The following is an 18154-nucleotide window of genomic DNA, read 5'->3' as shown; positions in this document are numbered from 1 at the left end:
ATTACGAGGAGCAAGCGTGAACACCGATTCAACCGGGCACCCGGTCACGTCGGCAGCGCCAGACGAAACCCCGGCGGTCCATCGCCTGCGCATCCTGACCGTCAACACCCACAAGGGCTTCACCGCCCTGAACCGCCGTTTCATTCTCCCGGAGCTGCGTGACGCGGTACGCAGCACCCAGGCCGACCTGGTGTTTCTCCAGGAAGTGCTGGGCGAGCACGACCGCCACGCCAACCGCTACAGCAACTGGCCACAGCAGTCGCAATACGAGTTTCTCGCCGACAGCATGTGGGGCGACTTCGCCTACGGGCGCAACGCGGTCTATCCCGACGGCCATCACGGCAACGCCCTGCTGTCGAAATACCCGATCCGCCAGTACCGCAACCTCGATGTCTCGATCACCGGCCCGGAACGCCGCGGGCTGTTGCATTGCGTGCTGGATGTACCGGGGCATGCCGAAGTGCACGCGATCTGCGTGCACCTGAGCCTGCTGGAAAGCCATCGCCAGCTGCAGCTGGCGTTGTTGTGCCAGTTGCTGGAGTCGCTGCCGGCCGACGCGCCGGTGATCATCGCCGGCGACTTCAACGACTGGCAACTGCATGGCAACGCCACCCTCGCCCGCCGCGACGATCTGCACGAAGCCTTCGAGCGCCACCACGGCAGCCCGGCCAAGACCTACCCGGCACGCTGGCCGCTGCTGCGCCTGGACCGCATCTACCTGCGCAATGCCAGCAGCCACGCGCCGAAGATCCTCGGGCACAAACCCTGGACGCACCTGTCGGATCACCTGCCGCTGGCGGTAGAAGTGCACCTCTGAACATCCGCTCAAACATTCACCGCCCAATGGCCGTGCACGGCCGGCGATTGTCACTGATACTCGATCACTCCACTCCGCGCGCTGCCTGCAGCGTCGGGCTATGTCTGGTGTTCTTAGCTAGGAGTCATCCCATGAGTGACAAACCCGTAATTGTGCTGGTCCATGGTTTCTGGGGCGGAGCCGCCCACTGGAACAAGGTCATAGTCGAGCTGTTGCAACGGGGCTACACGCGGATTCGCGCGGTGGAGCTGCCACTGACCTCGCTGGCCGAGGACGTCGAGCGTACCCGCAAACTGGTGGCCCAGCAGGAGGGTCCGGTGCTGTTGGTCGGCCATTCCTATGGCGGCGCGGTGATCACCGAAGCCGGCCTGGCGCCGAATGTCGCGGGCCTGGTGTACATCGCCGCCTTCGCTCCCGATTCCGGCGAAAGCCCGGGCAGCATCACCCAGCAGCATCCGCCGGTGGCCGCGGCGAACCTGCAGCCCGACAGCGACGGTTACCTCTGGGTCAAGCCGGAGCTGTTCCATGAAAGCTTCTGCCAGGACCTGCCGGAACAGGACGGGCTGGTCATGGGCCTGATCCAGAAGGCGCCGCTGGCCAGCACCTTCGGCGACACCATTGGCACCCCTGCCTGGAAGCACAAGCCGTCCTGGTATCAGATTTCCACCGAGGACCGGATGATCGCCCCGCAAAACCAGCAGCGCATGGCCGCGCGCCTGGGGGCGAGAAAAATCATCAGCCTGGCGGCCAGCCATGCCTCCCTCGCCTCCCAGGCCAGCGAAGTCGCCGGGCTGATCGACGAAGCGGCCAGCGCGCTGGCCAAGGGCTGACGCAGTCCTTCGCGCAAGGAAATGACCGACTCGCCCGCAAAGGGCGAGTCGGTAGTTGGCTACCGAAAATCCCTTTCCCCCGCCTTTCCTGACGTTTTTTCGCACAAACAAGAACTTAGAGAATTGCTTTTTTTCAGTCGGTTACAAAGCCTAAATTACCTACGCCATTGGTCGGTCATTTTCTTGACGGCTGCCCTGTCGTCTCCTTAGCTACTGCTTACTACCCCCGGAAACACAACCAGGGGCAAGCCTCGGACACCTGCTTTAGAGCGGGTCGCCGAGCCTTGCCTCAACGAACTCGGTCGCCCCTCATTCGGGGTAGGAGAGACGCCACAGCGAGACACGGCATGCGATTGCAAGGTAGCCCTCCATGAAAATTTCACTCACCCCACAAGAGATCAAGATCATTCTGTGCACAGTTTCCGCTTCAGTGTTGCTGTGCTCTTCCATGGAGGTAAAAGCATCCCCTGCCGAGGATGAGGCGCAGCTCTGGTATCGCCAGGACCTGCTCCTGAACCGTCTGTTGACACCCGCGCCATCCGCGACACCCATGCCCCTCGACCACCCCACAGGCAACAGCCTGGGCATCGTGCAAGGCAGCCCGCAGGTCTGGGACCCGCTGTACGGGCCCGCGGCGCGGCAGACCGAAGTCGGCTACCTCGGCTCGCGTTTTGCCAGCAGCATCAATGGCACACCCAACGGCCCGGTGCTCTACACCCTGGAAAGCAGCAGCGGGCATACCCAGCGCATCGGCCTGCTGGGCGGCCAGAGCCAGTTCCAGGCCAACGGCCAGGGCGTGCCCGGCGGTTTCAGCGATCCGCGTAACGACCGCTTCAATGTCCAGGGTCAAAGTCTTGGCGCGTTCTGGAGCCTGACCGGCTCGCAGGGCTGGCACGTCGATCTGTCGGCCAGCGGCGGCCGGGTCAGCGGCTTCAGCCGTACCGAACAAGGCCAGCGGCAGGCCGCCGAGGGCAGCGCGGTGACCCTGTCGGTACAAGGTGGGGTTCCCATCGGCATCAGCGACCACTGGGTGGTCGAACCCCAGGCGCAATTGATCAACCAGCGCGTCAGCCTGGACAACCCGAATGCCGACAACAGCAGCAGCTCCGCCGGCAACCTGAACTCCTGGAGCGGCCGCGTCGGTGCCCACTTGCAAGGCCGTTATGACGTCGCCGGGCACTCGGTGGAACCCTATGTGCGCACCAGCTTGTGGCACACGGTGTACAGCGGCGACATGCTGAGCCTGGACAAGGTCGACAAGATCAGCAGCAGCCACAAGTCTTCCACGGTCGAAGTCGGCCTGGGCCTGGTGGCCAGGCTCACCCCCGCCGTCAGCCTGTACGTGAGCGCCGACTACAGCAGCGACGTGGACGACAACGACCTCAACGGGCTGATCGGCAGCCTGGGTGTGCGGATGCGCTGGTAAGCCTGTGTAGCCGCTGCCGCAGGCTGCGATCGGGCTCGCAGGGCCCGCAACCCGGACAGCGCGTATTGCCGATGGCGCCTTTGCGTCGGCTGCGCCGCCGATCGCAGCCTGCGGCAGCGGCTACAGGGATCGGGTTTTCAGGGACGCCCGATAGCTGTCGGTCAACCCTCGGGCTGCAGGATCAGCACCGCCAGCGGCGGCAGGTTCAACGCCAGCGACAACGCCTGGCCGTGGCTCGGTTCATCCTCGGTGACGACCCCGCCGCCGTTGCCATAGTTGGAACCGGCATAGGTGTCGGAGTCGCTGTTGAGCAACTCGCCCCAGCGCCCGGCGAAGGGCACGCCGATCCGGTAGGCCTGGCGCGGCACCGGGGTGAAGTTGGCCACCACCAGCAGCGGCTTGCCCTCCTTGCTCCAGCGCAACCAGGCGTAGACGCTGTTGATCGCGTCGTCGCCGATCAACCACTGGAAGCCCTGGGGCGCGTCGTCCTGGTCGTGCAGCGCCGGATGCTCGCGGTACAGACGGTTGAGATCGCCCACCAGTTTCTGCACGCCGCGGTGCTCGGGGTATTGCAGCAGGTACCAGTCCAGTTGCTGGTCGTGATTCCATTCGCGCCACTGGCCGAACTCGCAGCCCATGAACAGCAGCTTCTTGCCCGGGTGGGTCCACATGAAGCTCAGGTAGGCCCGCAGGTTGGCGAACTTCTGCCAGCGATCGCCGGGCATCTTGTCGATCAGCGAATGTTTGCCGTGCACCACCTCGTCATGGGAGATCGGCAGGATGAAGCGCTCGGACCAGGCATACACCAGGCCGAAACTCAGCTCGTTGTGGTGATGGGCGCGGTACACCGGGTCCTGCTGGATATAGTGCAGCGAGTCGTGCATCCAGCCCATGTTCCATTTATAGGCGAAGCCCAGGCCGCCCTGCTGGGTGCTCTGGCTGACCCCGGGCCAGGCCGTGGACTCCTCGGCGATCACCAGGGCGCCCGGCGCCTCGAGGGACACCACGTCATTCAGGTGGCGGAGGAAATCGATGGCTTCGAGGTTCTCGCGGCCGCCGTGGCGATTGGGCACCCACTCCCCGGCGTTGCGCGAATAGTCGCGATAGAGCATCGAGGCCACGGCATCCACCCGCAGGCCGTCGACATGGAAATGCTTGAGCCAGTGCAGCGCCGACGCCAGCATGAAGCCGTGGACCTCGGTGCGCCCCAGGTTGTAGATCAGGGTGTCCCAGTCCTGGTGGAAACCTTCCAGAGGGTTGCCGTATTCGTACAGCGCGGTGCCGTCGAACTGCGCCAGGCCGTGGGCGTCGGTGGGAAAGTGCGCCGGCACCCAGTCGAGGATCACGCCGATGCCCGCCAGGTGGCAGGCGTTGACGAACGCCGCGAAGTCATCGGCGCTGCCATAACGGGCACTGGGGGCGAACTGCGACAACGGCTGATAACCCCAGGAGCCGCCGAAGGGATGCTCCATGATCGGCATCAGCTCGATATGGGTGAACCCCAGGTTCTGCACATAGGGGATCAGGCGCTCGGCCAGTTCGTGCCAGTCGTACTGGCGCGCCACCTCGCCCAGATCGTCCACCTCGCATTGCCAGGAGCCGGCATGCAACTCGTAGATCGACAAGGGCGCGTCGGCGCGCTGGCGTTCGCCACGGGCCTGCATCCACTCGCGGTCCTGCCAGTCGATACTCAGTGGCGTGGCGACTTTCGAGGCGGTGTCCGGCGGCAGCTGGGTGGCCAGCGCCACCGGGTCGGACTTCAGCGGCAGGATGCCGTGGGCGCCGAGGATTTCATACTTGTAGGCTTCGCCCGGGCCCAGGCGCGGCACGAACAGCTCCCAGACCCCGGACGGATGACGCAGGCGCATCGGGTGCCGGCGCCCGTCCCAGACGTTGAAGTCGCCGACCACCGAGACTCGCCGGGCATTCGGCGCCCAGACCGCGAAACGCACGCCATCAACGCCATCCAGGGTTTTCAGCTGTGCGCCGAGGCAGCTACTGAGGTCGCGGTGGTTGCCCTCGGCGAACAGGTACAGGTCCATCTCCCCCAGCAACGGGCCGAAGCTGTAAGGGTCTTCGCCGATATGCTCGCCACCGGCCCATTGCGTGCGCAGCAGATAGGGCTGGGCCTGGGCAAAGTGCCCGACGAACAGCCCCGGCACCTCGGTGCCCTCCAGGCTGCCCAGCACCCTGGCGCCATCGCGGGCCAGCACCTGCACACTCAGGGCACCCGGCACAAAGGCGCGAATGAATTGGCCGCCGGCATCGTCGCCATGGGGGCCGAGCACGGCAAAAGGATCCTGATGCTCGGCGCGCACCAGCGCCTCGACATCCCGGGCGCTGGGCATTGCCTGTTTAACCTCACCCTGTTCCTTGTTCGAGAAACTCATGACTGCTCTCCACCACTTTTTGTATCGGAAAAGGGTTTCACATCACTCAACCTTCATATCACTTAGCAGCGCCTGCAGCCCGCGCAGCGGCACCGCGAGCCAGGCCGGACGGTTTTCCGCTTCATAGGCCACTTCGTAGGCTGCTTTCTCCAGGCTGAACAAGGCCAGCGCGGCGTCCTCCCCGTTTTTGTCCTGCCAGGCATGAGCAAGACTAGCTGTCGCCAGCCGGTACGCCCGGACAAACGACTCGCGGGCTTCGTGCAGATAACGCTCGGCGACCCGCTGCCGGGCCGCCAGGGTGTAGACCGAGGCGTCGAGGCTCTGGCCGCCGAGGGCCAGCGCTGCCGCGTAGTCGAAGGAGCGCAGCACGCCGCTGACGTCCTTGTACGGGCTGTGCTTGCCCCGGCGCTCGTCCAGCGGCCGCGCCGGTTCGCCCTCAAAATCGATCAGGTAGGCATCGCCCTTGATCACCAGCACCTGGCCCAGGTGCAGGTCGCCGTGGACGCGCATGCGCAGACCGCCGACCGCCCGTTTCGCCAGATCCTGGATATGCGCCAGGATCGCCTTTTTGTGTTGGGTCAATGACGCCACGCGCTGCTGATCCTCGGTCGCCAGTTCGGATTGATGCTGCTGGAGCAAGTGCAAGGCCCGTTCCAGTTGCGCGCCAATCTGTCTGGCCCAGGCCAGGGCATCCTTGGCCGTGCTCGGCCGCGCGCGGAAGTCCGGGTTGGCGGTCGGCGCCGCGAGGACCTGGTGCATTTCCCCCAGGCGCTGGCCGAGCATGCCGGCAAAGTCGCGCAGCTCGCCCAGGGCGTTGTAATGCTGGTCCTGCTCGGACATGGCGTCGGCCAGTTCGTCACGGATCGCCCGCTCCAGGTTGTTCTGGGTCCACTCCCAGGCGTCGCCCTGATTGCTCAGGTAGCCCTGGGCGATCATCAGCAGGCTGTCGTCCTGCCCGTCCCGGCGAATCACCGAACCAAGCAAGGGTGAAATGTGCTGGAAGCCGGCGGCGGTCAGGTACGCGCTCATCTCCAGCTCCGGATGCACCCCGCTGGCCACCTTGCGGATCAGCTTGAGCACCAGGCTGCCACCAATCACCACCGAGCTGTTGGACTGCTCGGCGGACAGGTAGCGCACTTCGGATTGCGCACCCAGGCCGAGCCCGGCCAACTGCTCCGTGGCCTCGAAACGAATCTCGCCCTCGCCACAAGGCAGCACGGTGTGCGTCTGGATCGCTTGCAGGACATTGTGCACAAAACTTTCCAGGGCAAAGGCGTCGGTGATCAGCCCCACCTGGCGACCCCGGCGGACCCGGGCCAGGGCCAGTTGCTGCGGCAGCGCGGCGCCGATCTGCTCTTCGCCGAGCAGGCCGAACGGCAGTTGGTAGCGCCCGCTCTGGCCGCCGCCGCTGACCTCCAGCTCGCTGAGCAGCACCGGATGCTGCGGATCGCCGAAGCGCACGCCGTAAGCGATGTGCACCTGCTCGATGGCGCTGTCTTTGCCGGCGAACCAGCGGCGTTTGGGCAGCCAGGTCGGCAGCGAACTCTGCTCCAGAGTGGTGCGCGACGGCGCCTCGAGCAATTCCTCGAGGCGTTTTTTCAGCACCAGGGTGGTGAAGTCCGGCATGCTCTGGGCCGGCTCCACATGCCAGCTCGGCATCTGGTTTTCCGCCGCCAGGACGAACCAGTAGAAACCGTAGGGCGCCAGGGTCAGGAGGAAATTCAGCTGGCCGATCGGCGGGAAGGCGTTCCCGCCGAGCATCTCCACCGGCACCATGCCGGCAAACGCCGACAGGTCCAGCTCCGCGGCCTGGGCGCTGCGCGATACGTTGGCCACGCAGAGGATGATTTCGTGCTTGCCGTCGGGCCCGGTGTACTCGCGGGTGTAGGCCAGGATCCGGCGGTTGCTCGGCGACAGCATCTTCAGGCTGCCGCGGCCGAAGGCCTTGGACTGCTTGCGGATCGCCAGCATGCGCCGGGTCCAGTTGAGCAGCGAATGGGGGTCGCCGGCCTGGGTCTCGACATTCACCGACTGGTAGCCGTACAGCGGGTCCATGATCGGCGGTAACACCAGGCTCGCCGGATCGGCCCGGGAGAAACCGCCGTTGCGGTCGATGGACCATTGCATCGGCGTGCGCACGCCATCGCGGTCGCCCAGGTAGATGTTGTCGCCCATGCCGATCTCGTCGCCGTAATACAGGGTCGGCGTGCCGGGCATCGACAGCAGCAGGCTATTGAGCAGCTCGACCCGGCGCCGGTCGCGCTCCATCAGCGGCGCCAGGCGCCGGCGAATCCCCAGGTTGATCCGCGCGCGGCGGTCGGCGGCGTAGTAGTTCCACAGGTAGTCGCGCTCGCGGTCGGTGACCATCTCCAGGGTCAGCTCATCGTGGTTGCGCAGGAAGATCGCCCACTGGCAGTTGGCGGGAATCTCCGGGGTCTGGCGCAGGATGTCGGTGATCGGGAAGCGGTCTTCCTGGGCCAGCGCCATGTACATGCGCGGCATCAGCGGGAAGTGGAAGGCCATGTGGCATTCGTCGCCGTCGTTACCCTTCACATCGCCCTTCTTTGTTTGACCGAAGTACAGCTGGGTGTCTTCCGGCCACTGGTTGGCTTCGGCCAGCAGCATGCGGTCCGGGTAGTTGGCGTCGATCTCGGCGCGGATCTGCTTGAGCACGTCGTGGGTCTCGGGCAGGTTCTCGTTGTTGGTGCCGTCGCGTTCGATCAGGTAGGGAATGGCGTCCAGGCGCAGGCCGTCGATGCCCATGTCCAGCCAGTAGCGCATCACCGACAGCACCGCCTTCATCACCTGCGGGTTGTCGAAGTTGAGGTCCGGCTGGTGGGAATAGAAGCGGTGCCAGAAGTACTGGCCGGCCACCGGGTCCCAGGTCCAGTTGGACTTCTCGGTGTCGAGAAAGATGATCCGCGTGCCGTCGTATTTCTGATCGTCATCGGACCACACATAGAAGTCCCGCGCCTTGGAACCGGCCTTGGCCTTGCGCGCCCGCTGGAACCAGGGGTGCTGGTCCGAGGTGTGGTTGATGACCAGCTCGGTGATCACCCGCAGTCCGCGCTGGTGGGCCTCGGCGATAAACCGCCGGGCATCGGCCAGGGTTCCGTAGTCGGGACTGACGCCGCGGTATTCGGCGATGTCGTAACCGTCGTCGCGGCGCGGCGAGGGATAGAACGGCAGCAGCCAGATGGTGTTCACCCCCAGATCGGCGATGTAGTCGAGCTTGGCGATCAACCCGGGAAAATCACCGATCCCGTCGTTGTTGGAGTCGAAATAGGATTTGACGTGAACCTGATAGATCACCGCGTCCTTGTACCAGAGCGGGTCCTTGATGAAGGTGGCTGACCTGGTTTTCTTCGCCATGGGTAACTCCTGAAAATTCGTGGGTCCGTGGCTACCTGCGACTGCCCTGTAGCCGCTGCCGAGCTCCGCGAGGCTGCGATAAGGTCCGAAGGACCTTCGAGGCCCCCAGGAACACATCCCGTTCCGGGCCGATCGCGAATCAGGCAACGCTGATGCGCCAGATGCCGAACGGTTGCTGCCAGGGTTCGATCCGCATGAACTGGGTCTTGCCGTACCAGGTCCAGCGGTGGCCGGTCATCAAATCCTCGCCCTGGGTCTGCGCATCGTCGGGCAGGCCCAGCTCCCACAACGGCAATTCGAAATGCGCCTCCTGGGCGTTGACCGGGTCGAGGCTGACCGCCACCAGGATGAAGTTGCTGAGGTCGGCGGTGCGCTTGCCGAAGTACAGGATGTTGTCGTTCCAGGCGTTGTAGACCTGCAGGCCCAGGTGGGTATGCAGCGCCGGGTTCTGCCGGCGGATGCGGTTGAGCTGGGCGATCTCGGCGATGATGTTGCCGGGCGCGCTGAAGTCCCGAGGGCGGATTTCATACTTCTCCGAGTCCAGGTATTCCTCCCGCCCCGGAATCGGCGCCGCCTCGCACAGCTCGAACCCCGAATACATGCCCCACAGGCCCGAGCCCATGGTGGCCAGCGCGGCGCGGATGAGAAACCCCGGGCGCCCCGAGTCATGGAGAAAGAACGGGTTGATATCCGGCGTGTTGACGAAAAAGTTCGGCCGGTAGCACTCGCGCCACGGCGACTGGTTGAGTTCGGTGAAGTAAGTCGCCAGTTCGCTCTTGGTATTGCGCCAGGTGAAATAGGTGTAGCTCTGGGAATAACCGACCTTGCCCAGGCGCGCCATCATCGCCGGCGTGGTGAAGGCCTCGGCGAGAAAGATCACCTCCGGGTACCGCGCCCGCACATCAGCGATCAGCCACTGCCAGAACGGCAGCGGCTTGGTATGGGGGTTGTCCACGCGAAAGATCTTCACCCCCTCCTCGACCCAGCCGACCACCACGTCGCGCAGTTCCAGCCACAGGCTGGGGATGGCCTCGATGGCATAGAAGTCGACGTTGACGATGTCCTGGTATTTTTTCGGCGGGTTCTCGGCGTATTTGATGCTGCCGTCCGGGCGCCAGTTGAACCAGCCCGGGTGCTGCTTGAGCCAGGGGTGATCCTGGGAACACTGGATGGCGAAATCCAGGGCGATCTCCAAGCCATGCTCGGCGGCGGCGGCCACCAGGCGGCGGAAATCCTCGCGGCTGCCGAGCTGCGGGTGGATCGCCTCGTGGCCGCCCTCTTCGCTGCCGATCGCATAGGGGCTGCCCGGCTCGTCGGGGCCGGCGGTCAGGGCGTTGTTGCGGCCCTTGCGAAAGCTGCGGCCGATGGGATGGATCGGCGGGAAGTACAGCACGTCGAAACCCATGTCGTGGATCATCGCCAGGCGCGAATACACATCGTCGAAGGTGCCGTGGCGGGCCGGATCGTCGGTGATCGAGCGGGGAAACAGCTCGTACCAGCTGGCGAACTGCGCGCGTTCGCGTTCCACGTCCAGCGGGTATTCCGGGCTCAGGCTCAGGTACGGGCGGTAGTCGGCCTCGGCCATCAGCCGTGCACTGCGCTCGTGCAGGAACAGCGCCACCTGCTCGGCTTCGAGCAGCGTTGCCAGTTCATGGTGCAGCGCCAGCAACTGCTCGCGCAGCGGCCCTTCGCTGCGCTCGGCGGCATGCAGCACATGGCCGCGGCCCTCCTGCAACTCGAGGCTGACCGCGATGCTGGCCTGGTGTTTCTTCTGCAGGTCGTAGCAGAAGCTGGCGAACTGATCGATCCAGGCCTCGATGCAGTACAGATAGCGGCCCTGGCTGGGCACGCTGAACTGGCCTTCCCAACCGTTGTTGCCGAGGTCTTCCATGATCTCGCTGCGCCAGATGCTGTCGGCTTCGGCGCGCCAGCGGATGCGCACGGCCAGTTTGTCGTGGCCATCGGCGAACACCTTGCTGCTGACCTGCACCACCTGCCCCGCCACCGCCTTGACCGCGAACTGGCCACCGTCGATCAGCGGCCGGGTGTTCTCGATGACGATACGCGGCAGCAGCAAGGCCTGCGACAGTGGCAGGTTCGGGTTGTATTGCAGCTCAGTCGGTCTTTTTTCGGCAGTCATCGAGCATCACCCCTTACGCCCCATGGACGCTCTGTTGCTGGTCTATTCCGGCGCAGCGCCATCCCTTGGGATCGGTCCTCATGATCGGCAACGGCCCGCGCGGATCAGCGAAGCACTTAGGTTCCGAGACACCAGGGCCGGGAAAGTTCACCCGGATTTGCCTCCCTTCGCGCCGGGAGTCAAACCACCGCGTCGAAGGTCCACCTTGGGAGACGGGGCAAAACCAAGCACAAAGGAGGCCATGCCAATGAGTATCCCGATCCCTCCCGAAACGCCCGATCCGAATATCGATCACCCGACCTTGCCGCCGACAGAACCGCAACCGGTGCCCGAAGAAGAGCCACCAGAAACCACCCCGCCGCCCAAGGAGGACCCGCCGATCGATCCGGCGCCGGTCAGCATTTCCGGTCACAGCATTACACCCAAATCATGACAAGCGTAGACAATCGATTGGCGCGTACCGAAGCAGAAGCCGCCCCATTGACCGTAGCAGGCGCCACCGAGGGGCGGCGTCATCTGCGCACCAGCGACAGTGATTCGGTGATTTGACTGATCTGCATCACGGCGCCCGGCGCAGGCCTGTGCCAGAGGCTGCCGACGCCCGGCAACGGGCGCCTGGCGGGGTATGGCAAGTTGTCGCAGGGTGGCGCCTGGCGGCCATCTGATCTGCTTTTTATTGCGATACCTGAGTCTGTTATGCAAACAGATCGCTGGGCATAGTTCATCTGCCTGATGGAGGCTGATGAGCGAACGACCATGAGCGAAAGAATCCCCGTCCGATTAGTAGAAACATTCGAGCCTGCGCGCCCAAAGACGAAGGCCAAATCCAGCGACAACCTGATCCACACCCGCAGCTTCACCGGCTTGTTCCGCACCTTGCGCATGAGCGGTGCGGGTTTCCTGTTCCTGCTGTTCTTCGGCACCGTATGGTTGAACTGGGGCGGCCGCCAGGCGGTGCTCTGGGACCTCGCGGAAAGCAAGTTCCATATCTTCGGCGCTACCTTCTGGCCGCAGGATTTCATCCTGCTCTCGGCCCTGCTGATCATCTGCGCCTTCGGCCTGTTCGCCATCACCGTGTTCGCTGGTCGCGTCTGGTGCGGCTACACCTGCCCGCAGAGTTCCTGGACCTGGCTGTTCATGTGGTGCGAGAAGATCACCGAGGGTGAGCGCAACCAGCGCATCAAGCTACAAGCCGCGCCCTGGAACCTGAACAAGCTGATCCGCCGTTCGGCCAAGCACAGCCTGTGGCTGGCCATCAGCCTGCTCACCGGGCTGACCTTCGTCGGCTACTTCACCCCGATCCGGCCGCTGGCCGAGGAGCTGCTGACCCTGCAGATCGGCGGCGTCAGCCTGTTCTGGGTGCTGTTCTTCACCGGCGCCACCTACCTCAACGCCGGCTGGCTGCGCGAGGCGGTGTGCATGCACATGTGCCCTTATGCGCGGTTCCAGAGCGTGATGTTCGACAAGGACACCCTGACCATCTCCTACGACCCGGCCCGCGGCGAAATCCGCGGCCCGCGCAAACGCGGCGTGAAACCGACCGACATCGGCCTCGGCGACTGCATCGACTGCCAGCTGTGCGTGCAGGTCTGCCCGACCGGCATCGACATCCGAGACGGCCTGCAGATGGAATGCATCGGCTGCGCCGCCTGCATCGACGCCTGCGACTCGATCATGGACAAGATGGGCTATGCCCGGGGCCTGATCAGCTACACCTCGGAGCACCAGTTGCAAGGTGGCAAGACCCACCTGCTGCGCCCACGCCTGATCGGCTACAGCGCGGTGCTGCTGGTGATGATCGGCGCCCTGGCCCTGGCGCTGGTGGAGCGGCCGATGGTGTCGCTGGATGTCAGCAAGGACCGTGGCCTGTTCCGCGAAAACAGCCTGGGCCAGATCGAGAACATCTACAGCCTGAAGATCATCAACAAGACCCAGCAACGCCAGGATTACCGTCTGCAACTGGTGGACGGCGACGGCTTCCAGCTGCAGGGCAAGAGCGAAATCAGCCTGGCCGCGGGCGAGATCGTCGACCTGCCGGTGTCGGTGGCGATGATCGCCGACAAGCCGCAGAGCAGTTCCCAGGAGTTGAGTTTCAAGGTGATCGACGCCGACCAGCCGCAGGTCTACAGCGTGGCCAAGAGCCGGTTTGTTGCGCCCTTGAACCGTTGATCCCTTAGACTGGGCGCCGCTTTGCCTCCCCGTAGGAGCGAGGCTTGCCCGCGATGGGCCGCAAAGCGGCCGCGAAACCTGTATCCGCGTTCTGCCTGACGGAACGCGTCGCCCAAATCGCGGGCAAGCCTCGCTCCTACACTGGGGCGCCAGCACAGGCCCCATTACCGCCTATCCCGAGCCGCCCCATGAAACGCTACGAAAAATTCGCCGACGACATCGCAGAACTGATCCGCTCCGGGGTGCTCGGCCCCGGCCAGCGCGTACCTTCGGTACGTTACGCCAGCCAGACCTATGGGGTCAGCCCGTCCACGGTGTTCCAGGCCTATTACCTGCTGGAACGGCGCGGCCTGATCCGCGCCCGGCCGCGCTCCGGCTACTTCGTCAACACCCATGCACCCAGCCCGTTCTCGGAGCCGGTGATCAGCAGCCAGGTCAACGAGTCCACCGAAGTCGATGTCAGCGAACTGGTGTTCTCGGTGCTGGACTCGATCAAGGACCCAACCACCGTGCCGTTCGGCTCGGCCTTTCCCAGCCCGACCCTGTTCCCGCTGCAGCGCCTGTCGCGCTCCCTGGCCAGCGCCAGCCGCGAGATGGACCCGCGCGTGGTGGTCACCGACATGTCGCCGGGCAACCCGCAACTGCGCCGGCAGATCGCCCTGCGCTACATGGTCGGCGGGCTGATGCTGCCCATGGAAGAACTGCTGATCACCAACGGCGCCCTGGAAGCCCTGAACCTGTGCCTGCAGGCGGTGACCGAACCCGGCGACCTGGTGGCCATCGAGGCCCCGGCCTTCTACGCCAGCCTGCAAGTGCTGGAACGCCTGAAACTCAAGGCCGTGGAAATCCCCGTGCACCCGCGGGACGGCATCGACCTCGGGGTGCTGGCGCAGACCCTGGAACGGCACCCGATCAAGGCCTGCTGGTGCATGACCAGCTTCCAGAATCCCATGGGCGCGACCATGCCCGAGGCGAAGAAGCAGGAACTGGTGGAATTGCTGCGCAGCCATCAGGTGCCGCTGATCGAGGACGACGTCTACGCCGAGCTGTATTACGGCCAGCAGGCACCGAAACCGGCCAAGGCCTTCGACACCGAGGGCCTGGTGATGCATTGCGGTTCGTTCGCCAAGAGCCTGGCGCCGGGTTATCGCATCGGCTGGGTCGCCGCCGGGCGTTACGCGCAGAAGATCGAACGGCTGAAACTGATGACCTCGCTGTGCGCCTCGATGCCGGCCCAGGCGGCCATCGCCGACTACCTGCAACACGGCGGCTACGACCGCCACCTGCGCAAACTGCGCTACGCCCTGGAAGAACAACAGAGCGCCATGCTCGCCGCCATCGCCCGCTACTTCCCGGCCCAGACCCGGGTCAGCCAGCCAGCCGGCGGCTACTTCCTGTGGCTGGAACTGCCAGCGCAGATGGATTCGTTGAAGCTGTTCCAGATGGCCCTGGCCCAAGGCATCAGCATCGCCCCGGGACCGATCTTCTCGCCGACCCAGCGCTTTCGAAACTGCATCCGCCTCAACTACGGCAGCCCGTGGAACGAAGCGGCGGAAAAGGCCATGGAAACCCTGGGCAGGATCGTGCGGTCGTTCTGAGGTCGGGCCGGCGCTCCACGTTAACCTGGAACCTGTAGCCGGTGTTGGATCAGCGGCCGCCACCCAGGTCGATAAAGGTCCCGGTGGAATAGGAAGCCTTGTCCGACAGCAGCCAGATGATCGCCTCCGCCACTTCGTCCGGGCGACCGCCGCGGCCCATGGGGATGGCGGACTCCAGCTTGCTGACGCGGTCGGCGTCGCCGCTCAGGGCGTGGAAGTCGGTGTAGATATAGCCCGGGCGTACCCCGTTGACGCGGATGCCTTCGCCGGCGACTTCCTTGGACAGGCCGATGGTGAAGGTGTCCAGCGCCCCTTTGGAGGCCGCGTAGTCGATGTACTCGCCGGGCGAGCCCAGGCGGGCGGCGACCGAGGACACGTTGACGATGCTGCCGCCCTGCCCGCCATGCCTTGGCGACATGCGCAGCACCGCGTGCTTGGCGCAGAGGATTGGCCCGAGCACATTGGTCTTGATGATCTTCAGAATGCGGAATTCGGACATTTCGTCGAGCCGCGACTTCTGCCCGACGGTCCCGGCGTTGTTGACCAGCGCGGTGACCCGCCCCAGTTCGCTGTCGACCCGGTGATACAGGCCAATCACTTCGTCCTCGATGCTGACATCGGCCCGTACGGCAATCGCCTGGGCACCCAGGCCACGCACCTGCTCCAGCACCTGGAAGGCCGCCTGTTCGTCGGCCTGGTAGTTGATGCAGATGCGATAGCCCTGTTGCGCGGCCAGCAGCGCGGTGGCCGCGCCGATACCGCGACCGCCACCGGTGATGAGGATGACTTTGTCCATGCTGCCAACTCCCTCGCTGATCTTTGAACGCCGCCAATTAAACACCCTGGGGCCAGCGTTGCAAACCTTCTCGGAGCCGTCATCCGACCCGTAGCGGGTCACCGGTCGGCGTGTCCATCCAGGCAGATCGCGGGCTTGGAGTTTGCGGCCGCTGCGTCGGAATGCCGCCCAGACCGGACGCAGCCTCGCAGGCTCGGCAGCGGCTACAGGAGTCGGCTACAACGCTATCGATGTAGCCGCTGCCGCAGGCTGCGATCGGCCGGTACGGCTGTGATGTTATTGCGGTAGCACGGTCTTGGGATTTTGTACCGTCTGGTCCATCGTCATCGCGGGCAAGCCTCGCTCCTACGGCAGCGCTCAGAGGGTCAGGCGTTCGGCCTGATGGATGTTCTGCATGAAGCGTGCGGCCGGCAGCGGATGGCCGAGGAAATAACCTTGCAGCGAATCGCAGCCCAGCTGGGTCAGGAAGCTTTGCTGCACATCGGTTTCCACGCCCTCGGCAACGATGCGCAGGCCCAGGGCCTGGCCCAGGGCGACGATGGCCGAGACGATCGCCGCGTCGTCGCTGTCGTGCTCCAGGTCACGGACGAAACCGCGATCGATCTTCAATTCGTTGGCCGGCAGGCGCTTGAGGTACATCAGGCTCGAATAACCGGTGCCGAAGTCGTCGATGGACAGGTCCACGCCCATGTCCGCCAGCTGCTTGAGCACCGTCATGCTGGCATCGGCATCGCTCATGGCCGTGGTCTCGGTGATCTCCAGGGTCAGGCTGTTGGCCGGCAAGCGGTGGAGTCTCAGCGCCCTGGCCACGCTGTCGACCAACCCGACATGGCAGAACTGCAGTGCCGAGATGTTCACCGCGATCCGCCAGCTTTCATAGCCTTCGCTGTACCACTCGCGCATCTGCCGGCAAGCCTCGTTGAGCACCCATTCGCCGATGGGGATGATCAGCCCGGTCTTTTCCGCCAGGTCGATGAACTTGTCCGGCAGCAGCAAGCCCAGTTGTGGGTGTTCCCAGCGCAGCAAGGCTTCGGCGCCTACCGGCGAGCCGTTGGCGGCGTCGAACTTGGGCTGGTAATACAGCCTGAACTCGCCGTGCTCGACGGCATGGCGCAGGTCCTGCAGCAGTTGCAGCTGCCGACGCGCGTCGCTGTTCATCGAGGCATCGAAGAAGCTGTAGCCGTTCTTGCCGGTGCCCTTGGCGTGGTACATCGCCGCATCGGCATTCATCAGCAGCTCCTGGGGCGTCAGGCCGTTGCCCGGGTACACGGCGATGCCGACGCTGGCGGAGATCTGCAACTCGTGCTCGGCCACCCGGAACGCCTGGCCGATCAGGCCCACCTGGCGCGCGGCCAGGCGCAAGGCATCGTCCGCCTCGTTCAGTTGCACCAGCAGCACGAACTCGTCGCCGCCGATCCGCGCCAGGGTGTCCTGGCTGCGCAGGTCTTCGCGCAGGCGCACGGCCACCTCGCGCAGCAACTGGTCGCCCATGTGATGGCCGAAGGCATCGTTGACCGGCTTGAAGCCGTCCAGGTCGATGAACATCAGCGCAAAACAACCGCCCTGCTCCGTCACCCGCTGCATCGCCTGGTCGATCCGGTCGGCCAGCAGCGTGCGGTTCGGCAGGCCGGTCAGGGTGTCGTGCAGCGCCAGTTGGGTCAGCTCGCGGTTGGCCAGGGTCAGCGACTCGGCCAGCACCGCGGTGCGCGCTTCCAGGCGGGCGTCGAGTACCGAGGTCAGCAAGGCAATGACCAGCACCGCCAGGGTGGTGATCAGCACCAGGTTGTCCAGGCCCTTGCCGCTCAGGCCGTCCACCGCCGCGCCACAGAAACTGCCGTCGGCGAAACGCGCCGCGGCCATGCCGGTGTAGTGCATGCCGACAATGGCGATGCCCATCACCACCGCGGCCCCGCAACGGGCCAGGCGCACATAAGGGGTGTTGCGGCGCAGGCGGAAGGCGATCCACAGCGCCGCGGCCGAGGCGCCGACGGCAATCAGCAGCGAGGCGCCGAACAGGCTCGGGTCGTAGTCGATGCCCGGCTGCATGCGCATCGCCGCCATGCCGGTGTAATGCATGGCGCTGATCCCGGCGCCCATGACCAGCGCGCCGAAGGCCAGTTGCCAGAGCGGCAGGCTCTGCTGGCTCACCAGCCACAGGGCGAAACCGCAGGACAGCACGGAAATCAGCAGCGACAGCGCGGTGATGCCGGTGTCGTAGCCCAGGTCGATGGGCAGGCTGAAGGCGAGCATGCCGATAAAGTGCATCGACCACACCCCGATACCCATGGCCAGGGCGCCGCCGGCCATCCACAACAGAGCCGCTCGACCCCGAGTGGTAGCGATGCGACCGGTCAGGTCGAGCGCGGTGTAAGAGGCGAGAATCGCCACAAACAGGGAAATCAGAACCAGTGCGGGAGAGTAGGTACCGGTGAGCATGAACGTCTCGTGGCGTTAGCCGGAAGCTTCCATGCCCGGCGGTAAAAGGCGCAATTGTACTGATTGCGTACAGAAACACACTCACAAAGTAAGCAAAAAGCCATCAGTCGGATGAAAGTAGCCGGCTGATAAAACAAATCGGTTACAGCGACTCGACTCCTGACAACGCCAGGCACGCCG

The 18154-nt window shown here is 64.8% G+C and carries 11 protein-coding genes; 6 read left to right on the top strand and 5 right to left on the bottom strand.

Annotated elements, in window-relative coordinates:
* Positions 1-16 precede the first annotated feature (16 nt).
* The 3 genes from C4K38_RS14455 to C4K38_RS14445 all read left to right on the top strand — a co-directional run bounded on the left by C4K38_RS14455 (position 17) and on the right by C4K38_RS14445 (position 3073).
* The gene (locus C4K38_RS14455; protein ID WP_053278954.1) at positions 17-817 is read left to right on the top strand and encodes an endonuclease/exonuclease/phosphatase family protein; all 801 of its coding nucleotides are present in this window, start codon (positions 17-19) and stop codon (positions 815-817) included.
* A 131-nt stretch (positions 818-948) separates the two neighbouring features.
* Positions 949-1647 (top strand): alpha/beta hydrolase, encoded by a 699-nt coding sequence (locus C4K38_RS14450; protein WP_053278953.1) that lies wholly within the window; start codon positions 949-951, stop codon positions 1645-1647.
* A 370-nt stretch (positions 1648-2017) separates the two neighbouring features.
* Positions 2018-3073 (top strand): autotransporter domain-containing protein, encoded by a 1056-nt coding sequence (locus C4K38_RS14445; protein WP_053278952.1) that lies wholly within the window; start codon positions 2018-2020, stop codon positions 3071-3073.
* Positions 3074-3234: 161 nt separating this feature from the next.
* Here C4K38_RS14445 and glgB read toward each other — a convergent pair whose 3' ends face one another.
* From glgB to C4K38_RS14430, 3 genes are all read right to left on the bottom strand, one after another.
* Entirely contained in the window at positions 3235-5463 is a 2229-nt protein-coding gene (gene glgB, locus C4K38_RS14440; protein WP_053278951.1) for a 1,4-alpha-glucan branching protein GlgB, read from the bottom strand.
* A 42-nt stretch (positions 5464-5505) separates the two neighbouring features.
* Positions 5506-8835 carry a maltose alpha-D-glucosyltransferase gene (gene treS, locus C4K38_RS14435; protein WP_053278950.1) on the bottom strand — a complete coding sequence of 1110 codons (3330 nt, stop codon included), beginning with the start codon at positions 8833-8835 and terminating at the stop codon, positions 5506-5508.
* A 139-nt stretch (positions 8836-8974) separates the two neighbouring features.
* Positions 8975-10975 carry an alpha-1,4-glucan--maltose-1-phosphate maltosyltransferase gene (locus C4K38_RS14430; protein ID WP_053278949.1) on the bottom strand — a complete coding sequence of 667 codons (2001 nt, stop codon included), beginning with the start codon at positions 10973-10975 and terminating at the stop codon, positions 8975-8977.
* A gap of 247 nt (positions 10976-11222) precedes the next feature.
* On the opposite strand from C4K38_RS14430, the gene C4K38_RS14425 reads away from it, so the two are divergent.
* The 3 genes from C4K38_RS14425 to mapR all read left to right on the top strand — a co-directional run bounded on the left by C4K38_RS14425 (position 11223) and on the right by mapR (position 14742).
* Positions 11223-11408 carry a hypothetical protein gene (locus tag C4K38_RS14425; protein WP_053278948.1) on the top strand — a complete coding sequence of 62 codons (186 nt, stop codon included), beginning with the start codon at positions 11223-11225 and terminating at the stop codon, positions 11406-11408.
* A gap of 323 nt (positions 11409-11731) precedes the next feature.
* The gene (ccoG, locus tag C4K38_RS14415) at positions 11732-13144 is read left to right on the top strand and encodes a cytochrome c oxidase accessory protein CcoG (protein WP_053278947.1); all 1413 of its coding nucleotides are present in this window, start codon (positions 11732-11734) and stop codon (positions 13142-13144) included.
* 188 nt (positions 13145-13332) lie between these two features.
* A complete protein-coding gene (gene mapR / locus C4K38_RS14410; RefSeq protein ID WP_009048808.1) occupies positions 13333-14742 on the top strand; it encodes a GntR family transcriptional regulator MpaR in 1410 nt (469 codons plus the stop codon).
* Between the two features lie 49 nt (positions 14743-14791).
* On the opposite strand, the gene C4K38_RS14405 is transcribed toward mapR, so the two are convergent.
* Together C4K38_RS14405 and C4K38_RS14400 are read right to left on the bottom strand one after the other, a co-directional pair.
* Positions 14792-15538: an SDR family oxidoreductase gene (locus C4K38_RS14405; RefSeq protein ID WP_053278946.1), complete on the bottom strand. Its 747-nt coding sequence runs from the start codon at positions 15536-15538 to the stop codon at positions 14792-14794.
* Between the two features lie 357 nt (positions 15539-15895).
* Complete coding sequence (locus C4K38_RS14400) at positions 15896-17974, bottom strand: putative bifunctional diguanylate cyclase/phosphodiesterase (protein WP_053278945.1); 2079 nt, start codon at positions 17972-17974, stop codon at positions 15896-15898.
* Between the last annotated feature and the right edge of the window lie 180 nt (positions 17975-18154).

Source organism: Pseudomonas chlororaphis subsp. piscium (assembly GCF_003850345.1).
GTDB lineage: Bacteria > Pseudomonadota > Gammaproteobacteria > Pseudomonadales > Pseudomonadaceae > Aquipseudomonas > Aquipseudomonas piscium.
This window is presented reverse-complemented; position numbering and strand designations above follow the sequence as displayed.

Bases quoted from the DNA above. Each gene is read 5' to 3' on its own strand.
- C4K38_RS14400 (WP_053278945.1), bottom strand. From the start codon at position 17,974: ATGCTCACCGGTACCTACTCTCCCGCACTGGTTCTGATTTCCCTGTTT.
- C4K38_RS14405 (WP_053278946.1), bottom strand. From the start codon at position 15,538: ATGGACAAAGTCATCCTCATCACCGGTGGCGGTCGCGGTATCGGCGCG.
- C4K38_RS14445 (WP_053278952.1), top strand. From the start codon at position 2,018: ATGAAAATTTCACTCACCCCACAAGAGATCAAGATCATTCTGTGCACA.
- ccoG (WP_053278947.1), top strand. From the start codon at position 11,732: ATGAGCGAAAGAATCCCCGTCCGATTAGTAGAAACATTCGAGCCTGCG.
- glgB (WP_053278951.1), bottom strand. From the start codon at position 5,463: ATGAGTTTCTCGAACAAGGAACAGGGTGAGGTTAAACAGGCAATGCCC.
- treS (WP_053278950.1), bottom strand. From the start codon at position 8,835: ATGGCGAAGAAAACCAGGTCAGCCACCTTCATCAAGGACCCGCTCTGG.
- mapR (WP_009048808.1), top strand. From the start codon at position 13,333: ATGAAACGCTACGAAAAATTCGCCGACGACATCGCAGAACTGATCCGC.
- C4K38_RS14425 (WP_053278948.1), top strand. From the start codon at position 11,223: ATGAGTATCCCGATCCCTCCCGAAACGCCCGATCCGAATATCGATCAC.
- C4K38_RS14450 (WP_053278953.1), top strand. From the start codon at position 949: ATGAGTGACAAACCCGTAATTGTGCTGGTCCATGGTTTCTGGGGCGGA.
- C4K38_RS14430 (WP_053278949.1), bottom strand. From the start codon at position 10,975: ATGACTGCCGAAAAAAGACCGACTGAGCTGCAATACAACCCGAACCTG.